The sequence below is a fragment of the Stenotrophomonas sp. 704A1 genome (assembly GCF_030549525.1).
Taxonomy (GTDB): domain Bacteria; phylum Pseudomonadota; class Gammaproteobacteria; order Xanthomonadales; family Xanthomonadaceae; genus Stenotrophomonas; species Stenotrophomonas tuberculopleuritidis.
Genome location: NZ_CP130831.1, coordinates 397,501 through 421,395 on the forward strand (window position 1 = coordinate 397,501; position 23,895 = coordinate 421,395).

At 65.8% G+C, this 23,895-nt stretch carries 19 protein-coding genes and 3 rRNA genes (1 of these 22 only partly in view); 17 read left to right on the top strand and 5 right to left on the bottom strand.

Annotation, left to right across the window (positions count from 1 at the left end):
- The 3 genes from Q5Z10_RS01780 to rrf (Q5Z10_RS01790) form a co-directional block, all read left to right on the top strand.
- A 23S ribosomal RNA gene (locus Q5Z10_RS01780) occupies positions 1 to 2,244 on the top strand (it extends 636 nt beyond the left edge of the window).
- Positions 2,245 to 2,367: 123 nt separating this feature from the next.
- Positions 2,368 to 2,482 (top strand): 5S ribosomal RNA (rrf, locus tag Q5Z10_RS01785).
- A 134-nt stretch (positions 2,483 to 2,616) separates the two neighbouring features.
- Positions 2,617 to 2,731, top strand: a 5S ribosomal RNA gene (gene rrf, locus Q5Z10_RS01790).
- Between the two features lie 228 nt (positions 2,732 to 2,959).
- Here rrf (Q5Z10_RS01790) and Q5Z10_RS01795 read toward each other — a convergent pair.
- Together Q5Z10_RS01795 and Q5Z10_RS01800 are read right to left on the bottom strand one after the other, a co-directional pair.
- Positions 2,960 to 4,675 carry a M28 family metallopeptidase gene (locus tag Q5Z10_RS01795; protein ID WP_303637643.1) on the bottom strand — a complete coding sequence of 572 codons (1,716 nt, stop codon included), beginning with the start codon at positions 4,673 to 4,675 and terminating at the stop codon, positions 2,960 to 2,962.
- A 78-nt stretch (positions 4,676 to 4,753) separates the two neighbouring features.
- Complete coding sequence (locus Q5Z10_RS01800; RefSeq protein ID WP_303637644.1) at positions 4,754 to 5,416, bottom strand: DUF4097 family beta strand repeat-containing protein; 663 nt, start codon at positions 5,414 to 5,416, stop codon at positions 4,754 to 4,756.
- A 130-nt stretch (positions 5,417 to 5,546) separates the two neighbouring features.
- Between Q5Z10_RS01800 and Q5Z10_RS01805 the strand changes: the two genes are divergently transcribed.
- Complete coding sequence (locus Q5Z10_RS01805; RefSeq protein WP_442758953.1) at positions 5,547 to 6,815, top strand: murein hydrolase activator EnvC family protein; 1,269 nt, start codon at positions 5,547 to 5,549, stop codon at positions 6,813 to 6,815.
- Positions 6,816 to 6,923: 108 nt separating this feature from the next.
- Positions 6,924 to 8,369 (top strand): S41 family peptidase, encoded by a 1,446-nt coding sequence (locus tag Q5Z10_RS01810; protein WP_303637645.1) that lies wholly within the window; start codon positions 6,924 to 6,926, stop codon positions 8,367 to 8,369.
- A 91-nt stretch (positions 8,370 to 8,460) separates the two neighbouring features.
- On the opposite strand, the gene Q5Z10_RS01815 is transcribed toward Q5Z10_RS01810, so the two are convergent.
- On the bottom strand, positions 8,461 to 9,153 hold the full coding sequence (locus tag Q5Z10_RS01815) for a rhomboid family intramembrane serine protease (RefSeq protein ID WP_303637646.1): 693 nt from the start codon (positions 9,151 to 9,153) through the stop codon (positions 8,461 to 8,463).
- 225 nt (positions 9,154 to 9,378) lie between these two features.
- Here Q5Z10_RS01815 and Q5Z10_RS01820 point away from each other — a divergent pair, with 225 nt between their 5' ends.
- From Q5Z10_RS01820 to Q5Z10_RS01830, 3 genes are all read left to right on the top strand, one after another.
- Positions 9,379 to 10,731 carry an outer membrane protein transport protein gene (locus Q5Z10_RS01820; RefSeq protein ID WP_303637647.1) on the top strand — a complete coding sequence of 451 codons (1,353 nt, stop codon included), beginning with the start codon at positions 9,379 to 9,381 and terminating at the stop codon, positions 10,729 to 10,731.
- 183 nt (positions 10,732 to 10,914) lie between these two features.
- The gene (gene pnuC, locus Q5Z10_RS01825; RefSeq protein WP_303637648.1) at positions 10,915 to 11,514 is read left to right on the top strand and encodes a nicotinamide riboside transporter PnuC; all 600 of its coding nucleotides are present in this window, start codon (positions 10,915 to 10,917) and stop codon (positions 11,512 to 11,514) included.
- Entirely contained in the window at positions 11,501 to 12,568 is a 1,068-nt protein-coding gene (locus Q5Z10_RS01830; RefSeq protein ID WP_303637649.1) for an AAA family ATPase, read from the top strand. The genes pnuC and Q5Z10_RS01830 overlap by 14 nt, the downstream gene beginning before the upstream one ends.
- 88 nt (positions 12,569 to 12,656) lie before the next feature.
- On the opposite strand, the gene putA is transcribed toward Q5Z10_RS01830, so the two are convergent.
- Entirely contained in the window at positions 12,657 to 15,875 is a 3,219-nt protein-coding gene (gene putA / locus Q5Z10_RS01835; protein WP_303637650.1) for a bifunctional proline dehydrogenase/L-glutamate gamma-semialdehyde dehydrogenase PutA, read from the bottom strand.
- 273 nt (positions 15,876 to 16,148) lie between these two features.
- On the opposite strand from putA, the gene Q5Z10_RS01840 reads away from it, so the two are divergent.
- From Q5Z10_RS01840 to Q5Z10_RS01865, 6 genes are all read left to right on the top strand, one after another.
- The gene (locus tag Q5Z10_RS01840; protein WP_303637651.1) at positions 16,149 to 16,625 is read left to right on the top strand and encodes a DUF2244 domain-containing protein; all 477 of its coding nucleotides are present in this window, start codon (positions 16,149 to 16,151) and stop codon (positions 16,623 to 16,625) included.
- 11 nt (positions 16,626 to 16,636) lie between these two features.
- Positions 16,637 to 17,593 carry a cytochrome c oxidase subunit II gene (coxB, locus tag Q5Z10_RS01845; RefSeq protein WP_442758934.1) on the top strand — a complete coding sequence of 319 codons (957 nt, stop codon included), beginning with the start codon at positions 16,637 to 16,639 and terminating at the stop codon, positions 17,591 to 17,593.
- Between the two features lie 61 nt (positions 17,594 to 17,654).
- On the top strand, positions 17,655 to 19,262 hold the full coding sequence (gene ctaD / locus Q5Z10_RS01850; protein ID WP_303637653.1) for a cytochrome c oxidase subunit I: 1,608 nt from the start codon (positions 17,655 to 17,657) through the stop codon (positions 19,260 to 19,262).
- 8 nt (positions 19,263 to 19,270) lie between these two features.
- Entirely contained in the window at positions 19,271 to 19,522 is a 252-nt protein-coding gene (locus Q5Z10_RS21380; RefSeq protein ID WP_442758935.1) for a hypothetical protein, read from the top strand.
- The gene (locus tag Q5Z10_RS01860) at positions 19,519 to 20,109 is read left to right on the top strand and encodes a cytochrome c oxidase assembly protein (RefSeq protein WP_303637655.1); all 591 of its coding nucleotides are present in this window, start codon (positions 19,519 to 19,521) and stop codon (positions 20,107 to 20,109) included. The genes Q5Z10_RS21380 and Q5Z10_RS01860 overlap by 4 nt, the downstream gene beginning before the upstream one ends.
- 14 nt (positions 20,110 to 20,123) lie before the next feature.
- A complete protein-coding gene (locus Q5Z10_RS01865; protein WP_303637656.1) occupies positions 20,124 to 20,999 on the top strand; it encodes a cytochrome c oxidase subunit 3 in 876 nt (291 codons plus the stop codon).
- 53 nt (positions 21,000 to 21,052) lie between these two features.
- On the opposite strand, the gene Q5Z10_RS01870 is transcribed toward Q5Z10_RS01865, so the two are convergent.
- Complete coding sequence (locus Q5Z10_RS01870; protein ID WP_010484233.1) at positions 21,053 to 21,271, bottom strand: twin transmembrane helix small protein; 219 nt, start codon at positions 21,269 to 21,271, stop codon at positions 21,053 to 21,055.
- Positions 21,272 to 21,328: 57 nt separating this feature from the next.
- Between Q5Z10_RS01870 and Q5Z10_RS01875 the strand changes: the two genes are divergently transcribed.
- The 3 genes from Q5Z10_RS01875 to Q5Z10_RS01885 all read left to right on the top strand — a co-directional run bounded on the left by Q5Z10_RS01875 (position 21,329) and on the right by Q5Z10_RS01885 (position 23,895).
- Entirely contained in the window at positions 21,329 to 22,045 is a 717-nt protein-coding gene (locus Q5Z10_RS01875) for an SURF1 family protein (RefSeq protein ID WP_303637657.1), read from the top strand.
- Positions 22,046 to 22,151: 106 nt separating this feature from the next.
- Positions 22,152 to 22,721, top strand: coding sequence for a redox-active disulfide-containing membrane protein (locus Q5Z10_RS01880; protein ID WP_303637658.1), 570 nt, complete (start codon positions 22,152 to 22,154; stop codon positions 22,719 to 22,721).
- Positions 22,722 to 22,731: 10 nt separating this feature from the next.
- Positions 22,732 to 23,895, top strand: coding sequence for a COX15/CtaA family protein (locus Q5Z10_RS01885; protein WP_303637659.1), 1,164 nt, complete (start codon positions 22,732 to 22,734; stop codon positions 23,893 to 23,895).

The window sequence follows — 23,895 nt, forward strand, 5'->3', positions numbered from 1 at the left end:
ATAGTCGCGGGCAGTAGACCCGAAACCGGGTGATCTAGTCATGGCCAGGGTGAAGGTGCCGTAACAGGTACTGGAGGCCCGAACCCACGTCTGTTGCAAAAGACGGGGATGAGCTGTGATTAGGAGTGAAAAGCTAATCGAACCCGGAGATAGCTGGTTCTCCTCGAAAGCTATTTAGGTAGCGCCTCATATGTATCCTCTCGGGGGTAGAGCACTGTTATGGCTAGGGGGTCATCGCGACTTACCAAACCATTGCAAACTCCGAATACCGAGACGGACTGTATGGGAGACACACGGCGGGTGCTAACGTCCGTCGTGAAAAGGGAAACAACCCAGACCCACAGCTAAGGTCCCAAATTTTGTGCTAAGTGGAAAACCATGTGGAAAGGCACAGACAGCCAGGAGGTTGGCTTAGAAGCAGCCACCCTTTAAAGAAAGCGTAATAGCTCACTGGTCGAGTCGGTCTGCGGGGAAGATTTAACGGGGCTAAGCACAGAACCGAAGCTTGGGGTGCATAACTTTGTTATGCGCGGTAGAGGAGCGTTCCGTAAGCCGTTGAAGGTGGATTGAGAAGTCCGCTGGAGGTATCGGAAGTGCGAATGCTGACATGAGTAACGATAATGCGGGTGAAAAACCCGCACGCCGAAAGCCCAAGGTTTCCTTGCGCAACGTTAATCGGCGCAGGGTGAGTCGGCCCCTAAGGCGAGGACGAAAGTCGTAGTCGATGGGAAGCAGGTTAATATTCCTGCACCTCGCGTAAGTGCGATGGAGGGACGGAGAAGGTTAGGCGTACCGGGCGTTGGTTGTCCCGGGGAAAGGCGGTAGGTTTGGATCTTTGGCAAATCCGGGATCCTCTAAGACCGAGCACCGAGACGAGTCTTTAAGACGAAGTCGCTGATACCACGCTTCCAGGAAAAGCTCCTAAGCTTCAGCTTACGCAGACCGTACCGTAAACCGACACAGGTGGGTAGGATGAGAATTCTCAGGCGCTTGAGAGAACTCGGGTGAAGGAACTAGGCAACATGGCACCGTAACTTCGGGAGAAGGTGCACCCTTTTTGGTGGCTCGTGCGAGCTATAGCTGAAGAGGGTCGCAGTAACCAGGCCGCTGCGACTGTTTATCAAAAACACAGCACTCTGCAAACACGAAAGTGGACGTATAGGGTGTGACGCCTGCCCGGTGCTGGAAGGTTAATTGATGGGGTCAGCCGCAAGGCGAAGCTCTTGATCGAAGCCCCAGTAAACGGCGGCCGTAACTATAACGGTCCTAAGGTAGCGAAATTCCTTGTCGGGTAAGTTCCGACCTGCACGAATGGCGTAACGACAGCGGCGCTGTCTCCACCCGAGACTCAGTGAAATTGAAATCGCTGTGAAGATGCAGCGTTCCCGTGGCAAGACGGAAAGACCCCGTGAACCTTTACTATAGCTTTACACTGAACGTTGAGTTCGTCTGTGTAGGATAGGTGGGAGGCTATGAAACTGTGGCGCTAGCTGCAGTGGAGCCATCCTTGAAATACCACCCTGTCGTGCTTGACGTTCTAACCTGGGCCCATTATCTGGGTCGGGGACCGTGTATGGTGGGTAGTTTGACTGGGGCGGTCTCCTCCTAAAGAGTAACGGAGGAGCTCGAAGGTACGCTCAGCGCGGTCGGACATCGCGCACTGTGTGCAAAGGCATAAGCGTGCTTGACTGCAAGATCGACGGATCAAGCAGGTAGGAAACTAGGACTTAGTGATCCGGTGGTTCTGTATGGAAGGGCCATCGCTCAACGGATAAAAGGTACTCCGGGGATAACAGGCTGATACCGCCCAAGAGTTCATATCGACGGCGGTGTTTGGCACCTCGATGTCGGCTCATCACATCCTGGGGCTGTAGTCGGTCCCAAGGGTATGGCTGTTCGCCATTTAAAGTGGTACGCGAGCTGGGTTCAGAACGTCGTGAGACAGTTCGGTCCCTATCTGCCATGGGCGTTGGAGATTTGAGAGGGGCTGCTCCTAGTACGAGAGGACCGGAGTGGACGAACCTCTGGTGTTCCGGTTGTCACGCCAGTGGCATTGCCGGGTAGCTATGTTCGGAAGCGATAACCGCTGAAAGCATCTAAGCGGGAAGCGCGCCTCAAGATGAGATCTCCCGGGGCACAAGCCCCCTGAAGGAACCATGTAGACTACGTGGTTGATAGGTCAGGTGTGTAAGTACAGCAATGTATTGAGCTAACTGATACTAATGATCCGAGAGGCTTGACCATATAACCTCAAGTTGCCTTGGCCGACATGACATGTCGATAGATCCAAGCTGCACGCTACGTCACAAGAACTACGAGAGGCAGGCGCCTTATCCGTTTCATGGATGGCGACGCTCCAACCGCCTCCCTGGTGAAATTAGCGCTATGGAACCACCCGATCCCATCCCGAACTCGGAAGTGAAACGTAGCTGCGCCGATGGTAGTGTGGCCTAAGCCATGCGAGAGTAGGTCATCGCCAGGGTTTATACCCCAAAAACCCCGCTGCGCATGCAGCGGGGTTTTTCTTATTAAGTGAAGGCACTGCTTTTCCGAGTGGCTTCCGCCCCAAGGGCAAGATCGCGAGGCTGGCGCTGCAAGCGCTGCTGCAACCGTCTCCCTGGTGAAATTAGCGCTATGGAACCACCCGATCCCATCCCGAACTCGGAAGTGAAACGTAGCTGCGCCGATGGTAGTGTGGCCTAAGCCATGCGAGAGTAGGTCATCGCCAGGGTTTACACCCCAAAAACCCCGCTGCTCACGCAGCGGGGTTTTTCTTTGCACGGGGGAAACGCGGGAAGTGCCGGCCGCCGGCCGGCAGTCCGCTGCAGGCACGTGGCGTTCATGAGGTTGCCGGCCAGCGGCCGGGACTGACTGGCGCGGCCGGGTACAGACTTCGCACGCACAAAAAAAGCGGCGCCCGGAGGGCGCCGCTTTCCATGCCACTCACGTGCTGGCGAACCTACTTCGCTGCCGGAGCCGGTGACTTGCCCTTCATCATGGCGTCGCGGGCAGCCTTGAACGGATTGCCCTCGTACCAGTTCGGCCACCGATCGCCGCCGGCCAGTTCCTTGCCGACGCCATACATCAGCTGCAGATCTTCAACCGTGCCGTCCAGCTTCCAGGTGGCCGGATCGTATTCGTCCTTCGGCCCGTGGTAACGGTTGTCACCGTAATCGGACGCCGCCTTGCGGCCTGCCTCGATGCCGCCATCGCGCAGGTCTTCACCCCCGTCGGCATACAGGGCCGGCACGCCGGCCTTGGCGAAGTTGAAGTGGTCGGAGCGGAAGTAGAAGCCGCTCTGCACCGAGGTCTCGCCGTGCAGGGTGCGATCCTGCGCGGCCGCCAGCGGCTTGAGGATGTCTTCCAGTTCGGAGCTGCCGAAGCCGGTGACGGTCATGTCCTTGGCACGCCCCGCCACCGACATCGCATCGATGTTGATCACACCGGCGATCTTGTCCAGCGGGAAGGTCGGGTGGGCGACGTAGTACTTCGAGCCCAGCAGTCCGGATTCCTCCAGGGTTACCGCCAGGAACACCACCGAGCGCTCCGGCTTCGGCTGCTGGTGGGCCATGGCTTCGGCCACCTCAAGGATGCCGGCCACGCCGGTCGCATTGTCGACCGCGCCGTTGTAGATGTTGTCGCCGGTCTCGCCCTCATGCTTGCCCAGGTGATCCCAGTGCGCCATGTACAGTACGGCCTCGTCGGCGCGCGTGTTGCCCGGCAGCACGCCCACCACGTTGCGCGACTGCTTCTGTGCCACCTGGCTCTTGAGGTCCACCGAGGCGGTGGCCTTCAGCGGCACGGGCTTGAAGCCGCGCTTGCTGGCGTCCTTGTAGGCCTGCGCCAGATCCAGCCCGGCACCGGCGAACAGGGCCTTGGCTGCGTCGGCGCTCAGCCAGCCCTGCACCGGCAGGCGCGGCTCGGCGTCATCCTTGGCCGGCAGGTCGTACTGCGGGCCCGCCCAGGAATTCTTCACCACGTCCCAGCCGTAGGAGGCGCCGGCGGTGTCATGCACGATCAGCGCGGCCGCGGCGCCCTTGCGTGCGGCTTCCTCGAACTTGTAGGTCCAGCGGCCGTAGTAGGTCATGCGCTTGCCGTCGAACAGCGTCTGGTCATCGACATGGAAGCCCGGGTCGTTGACGAACATCACGACCGTCTTGCCCTTCCAGTCCTGGCCGGCGTAATCGTTCCACTTCTGTTCCGGCGCGTCCACGCCATAGCCGACGAAGACCAGATCGCTGGCGTCGACCTTCACCTCGGTCTGGCCGGTACGGGTGCCGACCACCATGTCGGTGCCGAACTTCAGCGTGGTGGTCTTGCCCCCCTGGTTGAGCGTGAGCACGGTCGATTCATCGGCCGTGGTCTCGGTCATCGGCACGTCCTGGAACCAGCTGTCGCCGTTGCCGGGCTGCAGGCCGATGCGCTGCATCTGGTCGCGGATGTAGTTGACGGTCAGCTCTTCCCCCTTGCTGCCGGGCGAGCGGCCTTCAAAGGCGTCCGAGGCCAGCGTCTTCACCATCTCGCCGAAATCAGCGGCGTTGATCTCGGGCGAGAACGCATGCGAAGCCGGCTTGGCGGCGGTGTCGGCACGGGGTGTCGGCGCCGGGGTGTCTTCGCCTTTGCAGGCGCTGAGCGCGGCCGCAGCGGCCAGGCACAGGAGGAGTTTGCGGGGCATCATCGGTTCCTGGAAACACAAGGGACGACCGCGCGGCGGGCACGGCCGGTAAGGGGGAGTATCCCCCAATCGGTACGCTCAGTCCGCCGGAGCGGTGTCGGTGTCGAACGGAATCGGATCGGCGCCGGTGATCGGGCCGATGCGGGCGCTGCGGTGGACATACAGCACCACTTCGCGCTCGAACAGCAGGCTGCCTTCGACCACGGCGTCGGGGCCGATGATGACCCGCGGCTTGCGGCTGGCCGTCAGCGAGACGCTGAAGTTGGGCTTGCGCACGTGCACGCCGCCGCCCACCTGCGAACCGATGCCGACGGTGATGTCGCCGTTGACGGTCTCCACGTCCCGGCGCACCCGGCTGCCGACCAGCCCGATGCCGCCATTGACCGTCTCCACGCCGCCCTCGATCTGGCTGCCGCGGTCGCTGAAGATGCTGCCGTTGACCGTGCTGACGTCGCCGTGGGCAGTCACCTCGCGGCCCAGGCGCACGCCGCCGTTGACCGTCTCGATGCTGCCGGTGCGCGCGCGATCGGCAACCTTGACGCCACCGTTGACGGTGTCGATGCTGCCGGTCTCCACACCCTCGCCGACACGGATACCACCATTGACCGTATCCAGCTTCCCGTAGCGCTGGCCCGGATCGGCACTGATGCTGCCGTTGACCTTGCTGACATCCGCCTGGCCCCAGGCCGGGCCACACGCCAGCGCGACACCCAACAGCAGCGGAATGGAAAGAGCTTTCATGGGAACCTCGTTGTTGTGCGGCTGGCAGGCCGCGTGCGGAGATGTCACCATTCCCCGGGATTCCCCGCATCTGCCTGAAGTCACTGGAAAGCCCTTGCGCAACAACGCCTTCCCCTCACGCCGGCATCACATGGTCCCCCTGCGCGGTGGGCGTTGCCTGTTGCTGGGAATGGCGCTGGCGCTGGCGTTGCCCGTGCCGGGCAGCGCGCAGACGTCCTCGACCCGCGAGGCCGAGCGCAAGCTGCAGAAGCTGCGCAACGAACTGAAGGGCGTGGCGCAGGAGCGCCGGCAGATCGAAGGCCAGCGTGGCCAGGCCTCGCGGCAGCTGCGCGAGGCCGATGAGAAGGTCGCGCGCAGTGGACGTGCGCTGGCCCAGACCGAATCGGCGTTGCGCGAGCAGAGCCAGGCCCTGGCCGACGCCGAGCAGCGGCGCAATGCGCTGCAGTCCACCCTGGCCCGGCAGCATCGCGAACTGGCCGGCCTGTTGCGCGCGGCCTACCAGCTGGGCAACCACGCCCCGCTGAAGCTGCTGCTGTCACAGGACACGGTGGCCGACGCCAACCGTGCGCTGGCCTACCACCGCTACCTGCAGCGTGAACGCGCGCAGCGGATCACCGCCCTGACCGCCGATCTGAAGGAGCTGGAGGCGCTGCAGGCGCAGATCGCCGAGCGCCAGCAGCAGCTGCAGGGCACCCAGCGCGACCAGAAACAGCAGATTGCCACGCTGGCATCGGACCGCCGGGAACGTGCTCAGACCGTGGCCTCGCTTGAAGAGCGCTTCAAGGACCAGCGCGAGAAGGAACAGGCGCTGGGCCAGGACGCCAAGGCGCTGGAGACACTGCTGGCCAACCTGCGGGCCGCTGCCGCCCGTGCCGAAGCCGAGCGCCGCGCTGCGGCGCGCAAGGCCGCCGCGGAGAAGGCGGCGGCCGAGAAGGCCGCACGCCAGGCCAAGGCCGAAGGCCGTCCGGCACCGGCGACCAAGGTCCCGCCGGCCGTGGCCTCGGCGCCTGCGCCGAAGGTCGGCGGTCTCGGCTGGCCGCTGTCGGGCAACCTGCTGGCGCGCTATGGCGGCAAGCTGCCCGACGGTCGCACCAGCAGCGGTGTGCTGATCGGCGCGCCGGCCGGCAGCACCGTCACCGCCGTGGCCGATGGCACCGTGGTGTTCTCCGATTGGATGACCGGCTACGGCATGATCCTGATCGTCGATCACGGCAATGGCTACATGAGCCTCTACGCGCACAACGACACCCTGCTCAAGGACGCCGGGGCACGGGTCAGCCGTGGCGACGCGGTGGCCAAGGTCGGCAACTCCGGTGGCCAGGGCGTCACCGCGCTCTACTTCGAGCTGCGTCGTGGTGGCCAGCCGGTCAATCCGGACAGCTGGCTGCAGCGGCGCTGAATCCGGCGACGCCGCGGCTGCGGTGGATTCAACGGGAATTTAGCCATGCTTCGCGCATAATCGGTGCATGTGCCTTGGGCACGATGCCATCGTCGACAGGAGTGCTTCATGCGCGCAGCCCGTACCGCCACCCTCTTGCTGGCCCTGTTGCCGGCCCTGTCCTGGGCGCAGCAGACCGCGCCGGTGCCGCTGAAAGAGCGCACCGGGCAGGCCGCCAGCAACGAGGAGGCCGTGACCTCGAAGGTGCCGCTGGAAGACATCCGGCGCTTCGTGGCGGTCTACAACGCGGTGCGCGCGGCCTATGTCGATCCGGTGGATGACAACAAGCTGATGCAGTCGGCGGTACGCGGGCTGCTGCTCGACCTCGATCCGCACAGCACCTATTTCAACAAGGAAGATGCGCAGGCCTTCGACGAGCAGGCCAATGGCGCCTATGAAGGCATCGGCGTCGAGCTGCAGCAGCAGCCGGACAACGCCAGCATGAAGGTGATTTCGCCGATCGACGACACACCGGCCGCCAAGGCCGGCATCCTGGCCGGCGACCTGATCATCGCCATCGACGGCAAGCCGATCAGTGCCATCGATGCCAGTGAGCCGCTGCGTGGCCCGGCCGGCAGCAAGGTGGTGCTGACCATCGTGCGCGAGGGCAAGGCCAAGCCGTTCGATGTCAGCCTGACCCGGCAGACCATCCGCGTGACCAGCGTGCGCAGCCGCCTGCTGGAGCCGGGCTATGGCTACATCCGCCTGAGCACGTTCCAGGCCGATACCGGTTCCGATTTCCAGAAGCATCTGCAGCAGCTGCAGAAGCAGTCCGGCGGCACGCTGAAGGGGCTGGTGCTGGATCTGCGCAGCAACCCCGGCGGGCTGCTGACCGCTGCGGTGCAGGTGGCCGACGACCTGCTCGACAAGGGCAACATCGTCAGTACCCGTGGCCGCATCAGCATCAGCGATGCCCGCTTCGATGCCACCCCGGGCGACCTGCTCAAGGGCGCACCGGTGGTGGTGCTGGTGGACGCCGGTTCGGCCAGTGCGTCCGAAGTGCTGGCCGGGGCGTTGCGTGACAACGCGCGTGCGCGCGTGATCGGCAGCCGTACCTTCGGCAAGGGCTCGGTGCAGACCGTGCTGCCGTTGGACAATGGCGATTCGGTCAAGTTGACCACCGCCCGCTACTACACGCCCAGCGGCAAGTCGATCCAGGCCACCGGTATCGTGCCCGAGGTGGAACTGAAGGCCGCACCGCAGCCCGGCGAAGACGCGCTGCCGGCCAGCCTGAGCGACTACAGCGAAGCGACGCTGCCGGGCCATCTGCGCGGCGACGAGGAAGGCACCGAAGGCTACCGCGCCGGCGCCGTGCTGCCGGGGGATGGCCCGATCAACGACGCGCTGGCCGAACTGAAGCATCCCGGTTCGGTGGCTGCACGGTTGAAGGCCGACGCCGCGAAGGCTGAAGCGGACGCGGCGGCCAAGGCGGCCGCGAAGCCCGCAACCACGCCTGCGGCCAAGCCCGAAGCAAAGCCCGAAGCAAAGCCCACGCCGGCCCCGGCCAAGCCCTGACGGTAGCGCCGGGCCATGCCCGGCGAACCCTCTGCCCAACCCGAAAGCGTCGGGTTCACAGGTGCCGGGCCGCAGCCGTTACTGCCAGGTATCAGAACCCGTGCCGCTTGCGCAGCTTGCGGGCGATCGCCGCACGCACGTATACGCCGTATAGAAGGCCGAACAGGAAGCCGCCGATGTGCGCCCACCAGGCGACCATGCCGAAGCTGGGGCCGATATGGGCGAACACCACCTGCAGCGCGGCCCACACGCCGATCAGCAGGTAGGCCGGGGCGCGCACGAACTCCAGGAACAGGCCCAGCGGAATGACCACGCCCAGCCGCGCACCGGGAAACAGTGCCAGGTAGGCGCCGATCAGTGCCGACACCGCGCCGCTGGCGCCGATGATGATCTGGTCCGGACTGCCCATCGTGTAGATCGCCACCAGATTGGAGATGGCACCGCCGACCAGGAACAGCAGCAGCAGCCGCCACGGGCCCAGCACGCGCTCGGCCGGCAGGCCGAAGATCAGCAGGAACACCAGATTGCCCAGCAGGTGCGACCAGTCGGCATGCAGGAACAGGGCGGTGAACAGGCGCAGGACGCTGCCGTCCTGCAGGGTCGCCCACCAGTCGAGCGGCCGGGTCAGGCCGGTGGACAGGGCGCCCCAGTCCAGCCAGAGGCTCCCGCGGGCATCGTCCGGGCGCGAGATCGACCACAGGAAGGCCAGCCACAGTGCCGCAAACAGCACGGGCGTGGCCCATCGCAGGGTCGCCTTCTTGCGCGAGGGGAGGGAGACGAACATGGCGCTAGCCTAGCGTGCGCGCGCTTTTCGCGGGGAAAGTCCTGTTCAGCTTTTGCGGCGAAAAAAGCGCCGCTGCTGTTATTGTTTCATTAACGGCTCTGGGTAATACTCGCATACGGCGTCGTATGTCGGGAGGGGAATCCGGCGCGCTTCGAAGGGCCACCCGGCCTGACGGGCGCAGGCGCACTCAGAGCACCATCACCGCTTACCGGAGAGAGAACTACGATGCAAACCGCTTCCACCATTGCCCGCCTGACCCTGCTGGCCGTCGGCGTTGCCGGTGCGCTGGCCGCCGCCGACGCCAATGCCGCCGCCTTCCAGCTGAAGGAAAACAGCGCCAAGGGCCTGGGCCGCGCCTTCGCCGGCTCGGCCAGTGCGCCGGATGACGCCTCGATCATCGTCAACAACCCGGCAGGCATGCGCCAGCTCGACGGACGCCAGGTCCAGTTCGACGCCAGCGCGGTCAGCTTCTCGGCCGAGTTCAAGGGCGCTGGCCGCAATGCCGGCCCGACCGGTCCGGGTACCGGCACCGCGATCAGTGGTGGCGACGGCGGCGACGCCGGCAAGATCGCTGCCATCCCGGCCGCCTACTTCCACACCCCGCTCGGCGAGAAGGGTCACTTCGGCGTGTCGCTGAGCGTGCCGTACGGCTTCGCCACCAAGTACGACACCGACTGGGTCGGCCGTTACAGCGGCACCCGCACCGAGATGGAAACCGTCGACCTGGGCTTCTCGGCCTCCTACGACGTCAATCCCTACGTGTCCTTCGGTGCCAGCGTGTTCGTCGAGCGCATGAACATCGAACTGCGCAACGCCATCGACTTCGGCGCCATCATGGCGCAGTCGCGCGTTCCGGGCTATGCACCGGGCAGCGCTGACGGCTCGTTGAAGGTCAAGGGCGACAACAACGAAATCGGTTGGACCGTCGGTGGCCTGTTCAGCCCGGATGAGAACACCCACATCGGTATCAGCTACCGTTCCAAGGTCGAACACAAGATCACCGACGGTGATGCAACGTTCGACGTTCCGAACGGCCCGAAGGCCGTCCTGGCCGCAGCACGTCCGGGCTGGTTCGTCGATACCAAGGGCCGCGCCACCGTGACCCTGCCGGCCTCGGCCACCTTCAGCGTGACCCACCAGGTCAACGACAAGCTGCTGATCGCCGCCGACGTCACCCGTACCGCCTGGTCGACCGCGTTTGACTCGGTCACCATCGACTACGATTCCAACCAGGCCAACTCGGTGCTGAACTTCAGCTACCGTGACACCACCTTTGCCTCGATCGGTGCCGACTACAAGGTCAACGACAAGCTGACCCTGCGCGGCGGCCTGGCCTACGACCAGACCCCGACGACCGATGCGCACCGTGACGTGCGGGTGCCGGATACCACCCGCAAGTGGGTCACGCTGGGCATGAGCTACGCCACCTCGGAGCAGATGGAGTTCAACCTGGGCTACCTGCACATCTTCGCCAAGGATCCGACCGTCACCGCGACCTCGGACACCGGCAACGTTGTGCGTGGCAAGTACGATGTCGTGGGCGACGTGCTGGCGGCATCCATCAACTACAAGTTCTGATCCGGGCCACGGCCTGACGCAGTAACAAGAAGGCCCCGCGCAAGCGGGGCCTTTTTTCTGCGCCGTTGACGCCTTGGGCAGGTGCCTGCGCGTGGCGCGGGTGTCACGCCAACCACCGCGCCCTGCGTGGACGCAGCCGCCACGGACCCTCCGTGCAGGGGACGGATCGACGACAATGGCGCCATGAACCTGTCCGATCCGAACTTCCAGCTGGAGCTGGCTGCCAACATCGCCGTCGCCGGCTCGATCCTGCTGGCTGGTCGCAACAATGTGCATACGTGGTGGCTGGGCATCGTCGGCTGCGCGCTGTTCGCCGCCGTATTCGAACGCTCGCACCTGTATGCGGACATGGTGCTGCAGTTCTTCTTCATCGCCATCAGCGTGCTGGGCTGGTGGCAGTGGCTGCGCGGCGACCACGGCGCGCCCCTGCCGATCACCCCGGTGCGGCCACGTGCGTGGGCATGGTTGCTGCCTTTGGCCGTCGTGGCGACCTTCGGCTACGGCTGGATGCTGACCCGCCTGACCCATGCCTATGCGCCCTATGTCGATTCGGCGGTGCTGGTGCTGAGCGTGATCGCGCAGATCCTGATGATGCGGCGCAAGCTGGAATCGTGGTGGGTCTGGCTGCTGGTGAACACCATCGCGGTGCCGCTGTACTACAGCCGCGGCCTGCACCTGACCTCGATCCTGTATGTCGGCTTCTGGATCAATGCGCTGGTCGCGCTGCGCCACTGGCGCCACCTGATGCGCGGTCAGGCCAGGGGCGCCGATGGCGCTGCCTGAGCCCGCTGCGCGCGGGCTGGTGGTCGGCAAGTTCTGCCCGCTGCACCTCGGCCACGAGCGCCTGATCGAATTCGCTGCCGCACGCTGCGCACAGCTGCTGGTGATCGGCTGGTCGCAGCCGGGCTTTGCCGGCTACAGCGCGGCGCGCCGCGAGCGCTGGCTGCGCGCGCGCTTTCCGCAGGCGATTGTGGCGGTGCTGGATGATGCGCGGCTGGCGGCGTTGTGCAGGCAACGGGGAATTGCCGTACGTGCGCTGCCGCATGACAACGACAGCGAGCAGGTGCAACGCGCGTTCACTGCCTGGCTGTGCGTGGCGTTGTTTGGTGGACCGGTGCAGGCTGTTTTCACTGGCGAAGACTATGGAGATGGTTTTGCTGAGGTCCTGGCGCAGCATTTCAATGCGCCCGTGCAGCACCATCGGCTCGAGCGTTCGACCGATATCGGTCAGGCCAGCGGCACTCAGCTGCGGGTCGACCCGCATGCGCATCGGAGCAGCCTGAGCCCGGCGGTATACGCTGACCATGTGCAACGGGTGGCCTTCATCGGCGGTGAGTCCACCGGCAAAAGCACGCTGGCGCGCGTGCTTGCCGAGCGGCTGGGCACGGTGTGGGTACCGGAGTTCGGTCGCACCCTGTGGGAGCAGCAGGGCGGTGATCTTCTGGCGCAGGATCTGCTGCGCATTGCGGCCACACAGGCGCAGCACGAGGACCAGGCCGCGCAGCAGGCGCATCGCTGGTTGTTCTGCGATACCACGCCCCTGGTGACACTGGGCTACAGCGGCTGGATGTTCGGTACGACGCCCGAGCCGCTGCTGCGGGCGGCCGAGCGGGCATACGACCTGCTGTTCCTGTGTGCGCCGGACATTCCGTTCGAGCAGGATGGGACGCGGGTGGGCGAGGGTTTCCGTGCGCAGCAACACGCGTGGTACCAGCACCAGCTGCAGGCGCGCGGGGTCGACCATGTGCTGTTGGAGGGCGACCTGGATACACGGGTCGCGCGGGTGCTGGAGGCGTTGGCCACGCGTGCCGAGACCCGGTTCAGCGTGGTGGCGTGATGGTCGCCGGGCATGGCCCGGCGCTACCGCAACCGCACAAAAAACCCCGCGTGCGCGGGGTTTTTCGTTCACGTCATGACGCTTGCAATCAGTCGCCCAGGGTCAGCAGCGAGGCGTTGCCGCCGGCGGCGGTGGTGTTCACCGTCACCGTCTTCTCGGTGGCGAAGCGCAGCAGGTAGTGCGGGCCGCCGGCCTTCGGACCGGTGCCGGACAGGCCCTGGCCGCCGAACGGCTGCACGCCGACCACTGCACCGATCTGGTTGCGGTTGACGTAGACGTTGCCGACATGGACGCCGTTGCTGATGCGATCAACGGTTTCGTCGATGCGCGAATGCACGCCCAGGGTGAGGCCGTAGCCGGTGGCGTTGATCTGGTCGATCACCGCGTCGAGCTGGTCGCCCTTCCATCGGATCACGTGCAGCACCGGCCCGAAGATTTCCTTCTGCAGCTGGTCGAGGTTGTTCAGCTCGTAGGCGCGCGGGGCGAAGAAGGTGCCGTTGGCGGCATCGGCGGACAGCTCGGCGGCGGCGATCAGGCGCGCTTCGCGGTCCATGCGCTCGGCATGGTCCTGCAGGATCTTCAGTGCATCGGCGTCGATCACCGGGCCGACGTCGGTGGACAGCAGGCCCGGGTTGCCGACCTTCAGTTCCTTCATCGCGCCGGCCAGCATGGTCATCACCTTGTCGGCGATGTCGTCCTGCACGAACAGCACGCGCGCGGCCGAGCAGCGCTGGCCGGCGGAGGTGAAGGCCGAACCGATCGCATCCTTGACCAGCTGTTCCGGCAGCGCCGAGGAATCGGCGATGAAGGCGTTCTGGCCGCCGGTTTCGGCGATCAGCACGCCGATGGCGGCGTCGCGTGCGGCCATCGCGCGGTTGATCGCACGTGCAGTGTCGGTGGAACCGGTGAAGGCCACGCCGGCCACGCGCGGGTCGGCGGTCAGCGCGGCGCCGACGGTGGCACCGTCGCCCGGCAGGTACTGCACCACCTCGGCCGGCACGCCGGCATCGTGCAGCAGCTTGACCGCGTAGTAACCGATCAGGTTGGTCTGCTCGGCGGGCTTGGCGATCACGCTGTTGCCGGCGGCCAGTGCGGCAGCGACCTGGCCCAGGAAGATCGCCAGCGGGAAGTTCCACGGGCTGATGCAGACGAACACGCCGCGGCCATGCAGCTGCAGCTCGTTGGATTCACCGGTCGGGCTCGGCAGCTTCTCGGCGTGGGCGAACTGCTCGCGCGCCTGCTTGGCGTAGTAGCGCAGGAAGTCCACGGCTTCGCGCACTTCGGCGATGCCGTCGGGCAGGCTCTTGCCGGCTTCCTTCACGCACAGGGCCATGAACTCCGGCATGCGCGCTTCCAGCTGGTCGGCGGCGTGTTCGAGGATGGCCGCACGGCTGGCGGCCGGGGTGCGGTTCCAGGCAGGCTGTGCGGCCACGGCATTGGCCAGTGCCTTCTGCACGGTAGCGGCGTCGGCGGCCTGCCACTGGCCGACCACCTCGCGGGTGTCGGCCGGGTTGGTCACCGGCAGCGAGGCGCCGGCCGGGTTGGCGCCCGGCACCAGCGGGGCGGCCTGCCACGGCTTGATGGCCGCGTTGAGCTGCTCGGCCAGGGCGCGCAGTTCGTTGTCGTTGGCGAGGTTGGCGCCCATGGAGTTCTTCCTGTCGTGGTTCTGGCTGCGCAGCAGGTCAACCGGCAGCGGGATCTTGGGATGCGGAATCGATTCGAACGAAGCAACCATCTCGACCGGATCGCGGATCAGGTCGGCGATCGGCACGCGCTCGTCGGTGATGCGGTTGACGAAGCTGGAGTTGGCGCCGTTTTCAAGCAGGCGGCGCACCAGGTACGGCAGCAGGTCTTCATGCGAGCCGACCGGTGCGTACACGCGGCACGGCAGGTTCAGGCGGTCGGCCGGCACCACTTCGGCGTACAGGTCGTCGCCCATGCCGTGCAGCTTCTGGTGCTCGTACACACCGCCGTTGGCGATGCTGCGCACGGCTGCGATCGTGTGCGCGTTGTGCGTGGCGAACATCGGGTAGATCGCGTCGGCATGGGTGAACAGACGCTTGGCGCAGGCCAGGTAGGACACGTCGGTGTTCTGCTTGCGGGTGAACACCGGGTAGCCCGGATAGCCCTCGATCTGCGCGCGCTTGATCTCCGCATCCCAGTAGGCGCCCTTGACCAGGCGCACCTGCAGGCGGCGACCGGCGCGGCGCGCCATGTCGGCCAGGTGGTCGATCGTGTACGGGGTGCGCTTCTGGTAGGCCTGCACGACCACGCCGAAGCCATCCCAGCCGGCCAGCGACGCATCGGAGAACACCTGCTCGATGATGTCCAGCGACAGTTCCAGGCGGTCGGATTCTTCGGCGTCGACGGTGCAGCCGATGCCGTAGCTCTTGGCCAGCTGTGCCAGTTCCAGCACGCCCGGCACCAGGTCCTTCAGCACGCGCTCGCGCTTGGCATGCTCGTAGCGCGGGTACAGCGCCGACAGCTTGATCGAAATGCCCGGTGCGTTGTTGACGTCGCCCTCCGGACGGCCGCCGCGTGCCTTGTGATCGCCACCGATGGCGTGGATCGCACGACGGTAGTCTTCCAGGTAGCGCAGCGCGTCCTTCATGGTCAGCGCGCCTTCGCCCAGCATGTCGAAGGAGTAGCGGTAGCTGGCGTTGTCGCCCTTGTGCGAGCGCGACAGCGCTTCGCTGATGGTGCGGCCCATCACGAACTGGTGGCCCATGATCTTCATCGCCTGGCGCACGGCCAGGCGCACCACCGGCTCACCCACGCGGCCGACCAGGCGCTTGAACGCGCTCGGCGCATCGGCGCGGGTGGCATCGTTCATCTGCACCAGCTTGCCGGTCAGCATCAGGCCCCAGGTCGATGCGTTGACCAGCACCGAGTCGCTGCCGCCCAGGTGCTTTTCCCAGTCGGCATCGGCCAGCTTGTCGCGGATCAGCTTGTCGGCGGTGTCCTGGTCCGGAATGCGCAGCAGCGCCTCGGCCACGCACATCAGCAGCACGCCTTCCTCGCTGCCCAGGTCGTACTGGCGCATGAAGGCTTCGATCGCGCCCTGGTCCTTGGCGCGCACGCGCACCCGGGCCACCAGGTCGGCGGCCAGCGCCTGCACCCTGGCCTGTTCGTCGGCGGGCAGGCGCGCCTGCGCCAGCAGCTCGCGGACATGGCTGGCCTCATCCTTCAGCCAGGCATCGGTAATGGCCTGGCGGAAAGGGTTTGGAGACGCCGGAAGCTCCGGTGACAGCAGCGCCGAGGGACGCGGAGCGTCGCTGGGAGCGGGGGAAGTGGAAGGTGCGTTCATGCCGGTCCGGCCAGTGGAAAACTTGGCGATTTTAATCATTTTTACGCCTTCCGGAAGTGCCCCGCAGCCACCTTCGTGAATGCTGATAGCCCCTAACCGTGGTGGATTCAGCCTGTTCAGCAAAGTCCGTCGAATTTGTGCCGAATTCGTCATTCGCGCCGCTGAGGTCATGCTGTATTGCAACATCGGAAAAAATGTGAATGCACCCTTGCTACCGGCGAGAGCGCAGGGCTACCATCGAGACGTTTCCCGCGGCAGGAACGCGGTTGCGACATGATCGAGGTGCTTACAGCTCCGGATGGGTCAGGTACGCAGCTGCGGCTGCGTCCCCCACGGGCGCTCGATGCCCGGCAGTTCGTCCTGTTGTTTGCCGTGTTGTCGGGAGTGATGTGGCTGGTGTCCGCCCTCGGGTGGGTGGCCGGCAATGCTTTCGCTCCCCTGTTCGCGTTGCTGTACAGCCTGCTGCTGGCAGCCGCGCTGCGTGCCTTGTGGCGCAGCGGTGAACGGCAGGAGGAGATCCGGGTGGTGCCGGCGTGCGTGGAGGTCATCCCCGTACCCGGTGGTTCGCCGGTGTTCCGGGCCCATCCCCACTGGGTGCGCCTGCTCACCGACGATGAGAGGGTCCGGCTGGCATCCAGCGGCCGGCAGGTGGAGGTGGGGAGTTTCCTCGCGCCGGCCGAACGTCAAACGCTTGTTGAAACGCTTGAAGATTTGCTCGCCGCCAGCGATGGCGGCAACCGACGACGCTAAGGGTCTAGGCAATGAAGCAAAGCAGAGGGTGGGGCACGAAGTGCGTTGCAATGGCCGCCGCGATGGGGGCCCTGCTGTCGATGCCGGGGACGGTGCTGGCCCAGGCGGCCGATCCCAAGCCGTGGCAGTTGAACATGGGCAAGGGGGTGACCCAGACCTCGCGCCTGGCCTGGGAGTCGAACAACCTCTCGTTGATCGTGTGCACGGTGATCGGCGTGATCGTGTTCGGTGCCATGGCCTACGCCATGTTCGCGTTCCGCAAGTCCAAGGGCGCCGTTGCCGCCACCTTCAGCCACAACACCAAGGCCGAGGTCATCTGGACGGTGATCCCGGTGATCATCCTGGTGGTGATGGCGTGGCCGGCCACGGCCAACCTGATCAAGATGTACGACACCCGCGATGCCGAGCTGACCGTCAAGGTGACCGGCTACCAGTGGATGTGGAAGTACGAATACCTGGGTGAGAACGTGGCCTTCACCAGCCGCCTGGACCGCGAGTCCGACCGCATGCGGCAGAGCGGCAAGGTGCCGACCCGCGAGAGCCATCCGCACTACCTGCTGGATGTCGACAACCGGCTGGTGCTGCCGGTGGATACCAAGGTGCGCTTCGTCATCACCTCCGACGACGTGATCCACGCCTGGTGGGTGCCGGCGCTGGGCTGGAAACAGGATGCGATCCCCGGCTTCATCAACGAGGCGTGGACCAACATCGAGCAGCCGGGCGTGTACCGCGGGCAGTGCGCCGAACTGTGCGGCAAGGACCATGGGTTCATGCCGATCGTGGTGGAGGCGGTGTCCAAGGAAGACTTCAGGCAATGGCTGGCCCAGCGCAAGCCGGCGCCTGCCCCTGCAGCGCCGGCCGCACCGGCTGAACCCGCCGCACCGGCTGCTGACGCCCCGGCCACGCCGGCTGCACCGGCGGCGGCCGACACCGGCAGTGCGCCGGCACCGGCAGCCAGCGGCGCCTGATATGACTGCCCGCGGCCGCATCGCGGCCGTGGCGACAACCGATTCTGAGAGGTGTTTTGCAATGGCGCACTCGGCAGTTGGGCACGACGATCACCATCATCACCAGAGCTTCTTCGAGCGTTGGTTCTTCTCGACCAACCACAAGGACATCGGCACGCTGTACCTGGGTTTCAGCTTCATCATGTTCGTCATCGGTGCGTTCATGAGTGTGCTGATCCGCCTGGAGCTGGCACAACCGGGCCTGCAGTTCATCCGCCCCGAGCAGTTCAACCAGCTGACCACCGTGCACGCCCTGGTGATGATCTTCGGCGGGGTGATGCCCGCCTTCGTCGGCCTGGCCAACTGGATGATCCCGTTGCAGATCGGTGCGCCGGACATGGCGCTGCCACGGATGAACAACTGGTCGTTCTGGCTGCTGCCGGTGGCCTTCAGCCTGTTGCTGCTGACCTTCCTGCTGCCCGGCGGCGCGCCGGCCGGCGGCTGGACGCTGTACCCGCCGCTGTCACTGCAGGGCGGCTACAACGTCGCCTTCACCGTGTTCGCCATCCACGTGGCCGGCATCAGCTCGATCATGGGCGCGATCAACATCATCGCCACCGTGCTGAACATGCGTGCACCCGGCATCGATCTGCTGAAGATGCCGATCTTCTGCTGGGCCTGGCTGATCACTGCCTTCCTGCTGATCGCGGTGATGCCGGTGCTGGCCGGTGCGGTGACCATGCTGCTGACCGACAAGTTCTTCGGCACCAGCTTCTTCAATGCGGCCGGTGGCGGCGACCCGGTGATGTTCCAGCACATCTTCTGGTTCTTCGGGCACCCAGAGGTCTACATCATGATCCTGCCCGCCTTCGGCGTGGTCAGCGAGATCATCCCGACCTTCAGCCGCAAGCCGTTGTTCGGCTACCAGGCGATGGTGTACGCCACTGCGGCGATCGCGTTCCTGTCGTTCATCGTCTGGGCCCACCACATGTTCACCGTCGGCATGCCACTGGGCGGTGAGATCTACTTCATGTTCGCCACCATGCTGATCTCGATCCCGACCGGCGTGAAGGTGTTCAACTGGGTCAGCACCATGTGGCGTGGCTCGCTCACTTTCGAAGCGCCGATGCTGTGGTCGGTGGCCTTCGTCATCCTGTTCACCATCGGCGGTTTCTCCGGGCTGATGCTGGCGATCGTGGCTGCCGACTTCCAGTACCACGACACCTACTTCGTGGTGGCCCACTTCCACTACGTGCTGGTGACCGGTGCGGTGTTCGCGCTGATCGCGGCGGTGTACTACTGGTGGCCGAAGTGGACCGGGCGCATGTACAGCGAGAAGTGGGCCAAGGTGCACTTCTGGTGGTCGATCGTGTTCGTCAACCTGCTGTTCTTCCCGCAGCATTTCCTCGGCCTGGCCGGCATGCCGCGCCGCATCCCCGATTACAGCGTGGCCTTCGCCGACTGGAACCTGATCAGCTCGATCGGTGCGTTCGGCATGTTCGCCACGCCGTTCATGATGGCTGCGATCCTGCTGTCCTCGCTGCGCAATGGCGAGAAGGCCGAGGCCCGCTCCTGGGAAGGCGCGCGCGGACTGGAGTGGACGCTGCCGTCACCGGCACCGGCGCATACCTTCACCACGCCGCCGACGATCCGCCCGGGCGACCTGGCGCATGACGACATCACGCATTGAGGTGGGGCATGCATAACGAGAGCCCGCTGCAGATCGGTAGAGTCGAGCCCTGCTCGACTGATGCCGTGTGTAGAGTCGAGCCCTGCTCGACTGGCGAAAAGCAGCCGAGCATGGCTCGGCTCTGCAACAGCCAGGGCGACGCCCCGGAAAGCCGCATCGAACAGCAACGCCAGAGCGCGAAGCGCACGGCGATGTGGGTCGGCGCCATCGCGGTGCTGGTCTATGTCGGCTTCATCCTCAGCGGGGTGCTCGGCCGATGAGTGACGCGCCGGCCACTGCTCCGTCCCGCAGCGCCGGGCTGCCGCGCCTGATCGGCGTGGCGGTGGTGGTGTTCCTGCTGACGTTCTCGCTGGTGCCGCTGTACCGCATTGCCTGCGAGAAGGTGTTCGGCGTGCGCCTGGAGCGCGGCCCGGGCAGCGAAACCAGCGCCAGCGCGGGCACCGCCAGGCGCACCGTGCGCGTGGAGTTTGATGGTGGGGTCAACTCACGCCTGCCGTGGTCGTTCCATCCCGAACAGCTGACCATGGACGTGGTGCCCGGCGAGCTCAACGAGGCGCTGTACTTCGCCCGCAATGACAGCGCGCAGGCCGTGGTCGGCAGTGCCGTGCCTTCGGTGGCGCCGGCACGCGCATCGGGCTTCTTCAGCAAGACCGAGTGCTTCTGCTTCACCGCCCAGACGCTGCAGGCCGGCGAGAAGCGCGACATGCCGGTGCGCTTCATCGTCGACCCGGACCTGCCGCCGGAGATCAAGACCATCACCCTGTCCTACACCTTCTATCGCAACGACGCGCTTTCCGATCGGCTGGCCCCGGCCGCTGCATCGGAAGGCGCGCACGCCGCGCCCTGACCCGGATACCGACCATGGCCCAGACACCTTCCGACGCCAACGTGTACTTCGTACCGGCCCAGAGCAAGTGGCCCTTTGTCGGCTCCATCGCGATGATGGTGACCATGGTGGGGGTGGCCAGCTGGCTCAACGACGCCAGCTGGGGGCGCTGGACCTTCTACATCGGCCTGGCGATGCTGGTGCTGACCCTGTTCTGGTGGTTCAGCGACGTGGTACGCGAATCCCAGGCCGGCAACTACAACCGGCAGGTCGATGGCTCGTTCCGGATGGGGATGGTCTGGTTCATCTTCTCCGAAGTGATGTTCTTCGGCGCGTTCTTCGGCGCGCTGTTCTACACGCGCAATCTGGGCCTGTCCTGGCTCAGCGGCGAAGGCCGCGGGGTGATGACCAACGAACTGTTGTGGCAGGGCTATTCGGCCGGCTGGCCGACCAATGGCCCGGCGGCCATCGGCGGGGCCTTCCAGACCATTCCGGCCTGGGGCCTGCCGTTGATCAACACGCTGATCCTGCTGACCTCCGGTGTGACCCTGACCATCGCCCACCACGCGCTGAAGGCGGGCCACCGCCGCCAGCTGCTGGTCTGGCTGGGACTGACCGTGCTGCTCGGCCTCGGCTTCCTGGCCCTGCAGGCGGAGGAGTACATCCATGCCTACAAGGAACTGAACCTGACGCTCGGTTCGGGCATCTACGGCTCGACCTTCTTCATGCTGACCGGCTTCCACGGCGCGCACGTGCTGCTGGGCACGATCATGCTGATCGTGATGTGGCTGCGCTCGGCCAAGGGCCACTTCACCCGCGACAACCATTTCGCGTTTGAAGCCGCGGCGTGGTACTGGCACTTCGTCGACGTGGTGTGGCTGATGCTGTTCCTGTTCGTCTACGTGCTTTGATCACACGGCCGTGGGCTGCGCGTTCCGCCGGCCCCGCCTGTGCTGTCGTGGGCTCAGCCGCCGATGCCGTGCGGTTTGATCCAGCCCATGTAGATGCTCACGATCACCAGTACGATCAAGGCCACCGACACCCCGATGCGGCGCGTCAGTGCGTTGACCGTGCGCTTGGTCTGGCCACGGTCGACCAGCAGGTAATACAGGCCGGCGCCCAGATTCCAGACGATGACGATCAGAAACGCGATTACCAGCAGGGTCTTCAGCGAATCACTCATGCGCGGCTCGAGGGCAGGGTGGATGTGCCTATCTGACCGCGTTTGCACGGACTTGTCATGATGCGCCAGCACACGCGCCTGGTCGGATGGCTGATGGCGTTGCTGGCCATGGCTGGATTCACCGCGTTGGGCCTGTGGCAGCTGCAACGGATGCATGCCAAGCAAGCGCTGCTGGATGCGCAGGCGCCTGCCTTGGCACAGGCCGGGCCGTTGGCGCAGGCGCTGGCGGCGCCCGGCACCCTGCATGGGGTGGCCGACCATGGGCGCTTCCTGCCGGGGGTGGTGCTGCTGGACAACCAGGTGCGCCATGGCCGTGCCGGGGTGAAGATCTATCGGCCGTTCCGCAGTGACGACGGCAGCGTGCTGCTGGTCGACCTCGGCTGGCGCGCGCTGCCGGCCGACCGCAGCCTGCCGGACGTGCCCCCACCGCCTTCGCCGGTGGCCGTGCGTGGCCTGCTGGCGCCGCCGCCGGCGGCCGGGTTGGCACTGGGACCGGCGTTCTCCGCAACCGGCCAGGCCGACCGCTGGCTGGCCAGCCGCCTGCCCGCCGACGGGCTGGCCCGCGCGCTGGGGCTGGCGGTGCTGCCCGACCGCGTCCTGCGCCTGGACCCGGCGCTGCCCTTCGGTGATGAGCGCGACCTCGACCTGCTGCCGAACACGCTGCCACCACAGCGTCATCTGGGCTACGCGGTGCAGTGGTTCGGGTTGGCGCTGACCGTCCTGATCGTGGCACTGGTGCTGGAGTGGCGCAGGAGGTCCCGAATCACCCGGTAGTGCCGGCCGCCGGCCGGCAACCCCTTGGCGCTCGGGATGCCGGCCTGCGGCCGGAACGACCGGGCGCCGACCGCATCCCCCCTCCAACCATGAGAAAATGCACCGCATGAACACTGCTACGACCCCGCAGGCGCGCGGCAACGGCCGCCGGACCCTGGTGCTGCTGTTCGCCATTTTCTTCGGGGCGATGGCAGTGGCCGCCGTGCTGCGCTTCTCGGGTTGGCAGCCGACCGCTCACCGAAACAGCGGGCAGTTGCTGAAACCGCCGGTGGACCTGCGCCAGCAGGCGCCGACCCTGGCCGACGGCACCCCCTATGCGTGGAACCCCGAGGCGCGGACCTGGCGCCTGCTGGTGGCCCCGGCCGGCACCTGCGACGCCGCGTGCGTCACTTTGTCGCAGGGACTGGGCAAGGTGTGGCAGCTGTTTGGCCATAACGCCGATAATGTCGAGATCCTGTGGCTGGGAACGCCACCGGCGTCGATCGCCTCGCTGCCCGCGCTGCGGCCGCTGGCACCGTCGCCAGCCCTGCGCGCGGCGCTGCCTGGCGTCGATGATCCGGCTGGACTGCCGGTCTACGTGATCGATCCGAACGGCTTCGTGATCATGCGGCATGCCCCCGGGAGCGATCTCGGCGGCCTGCGCAAGGACATGGCCACGTTGCTGAAACTGAAGTGAGTCCCGTTTGATGAGCCTTTCCGCGCGTCCGGCGCTGCACCGCAATTTCCACCGCCTGGCGTGGTTCGCCATGATCATGACCGCGAGCACGATCATGTTCGGCGCCTTCGTGCGTCTGTCCGATGCCGGCCTGAGCTGCCCGGACTGGCCGACCTGCTATGGGCAGGCCACCTGGCCGCAGCATGTGGAAGAAACGATCGGCCACCCGGCGGTGGAGATCCGCCCGCTGGAAACACACAAGGCCTGGCGTGAGCAGGTGCATCGTTTCCTGGCTGGCGCGCTGGGCATCGAGATCCTGACCCTGGCCCTGCTGGCGACCCGCAGGCGCCGCTTCGGAAGCACGGCGGTGATCACGGCCTGCGTGCTGGTGGCCGCCGGCATACCGCTGTACATGATGGGGTGGCATGTCACGGCCAGCGCGCTGGCGCTGGTGGGCGAGGCCATCCTGCTGATCGCCGCGCTGCGCTGGAGCAACATCGACCTGGCGCGCGCCGCGCTGCTGACCCTGGCGGTGGTGATCTTCCAGGCGCTGCTGGGCATGTGGACGGTGACCCTGCTGCTGAAGCCCATCGTGGTGATGGGCCACCTGCTCGGCGGCATGCTGATGTTCGGCCTGCTGGTGTGGATGGCGTGGCGGGCCACGCATATGCCGATCACCCTGGCTGAGGCGCCAAAGCTGAAGTGGCTGCTGCGCGTCGGTGTGGCGGTGCTGGTCACCCAGATCGCGCTGGGCGGATGGGTCAGTGCCAACTACGCGGCGCTGGCCTGCGGTGGCGGCAGTGCCTCGCTGGACAACTTCCCGCGCTGTGCCAACCAGTGGTGGCCGCAGCATAACTTCAGCGAAGGCTTCACCCTCTGGCGTGGCATCGGCGTGGACTACGAAGGCGGCGTGCTGGATGGTGCCTCGCGTATCGCGATCCAGATGGCACACCGGCTGTTCGCCATCGTGGTTGCGGTCTACCTGGTATGGCTGGGGCTGCGCCTGTTCCGCCTGCCGAGCATGCGCGGCTGGGCCAGCGCGCTGGTGGCGCTGCTGGTGCTGCAGGTCACCCTTGGCATCCTCAATGTGAAGCTGGCGCTGCCGCTGGAAGTGGCGGTGGCCCACAACGGCGTGGCCGTTGCCCTGTTGTTCGTGCTGGTCAGCCTGCTGGCCCGCCTGCGTGCCCCGGACTGA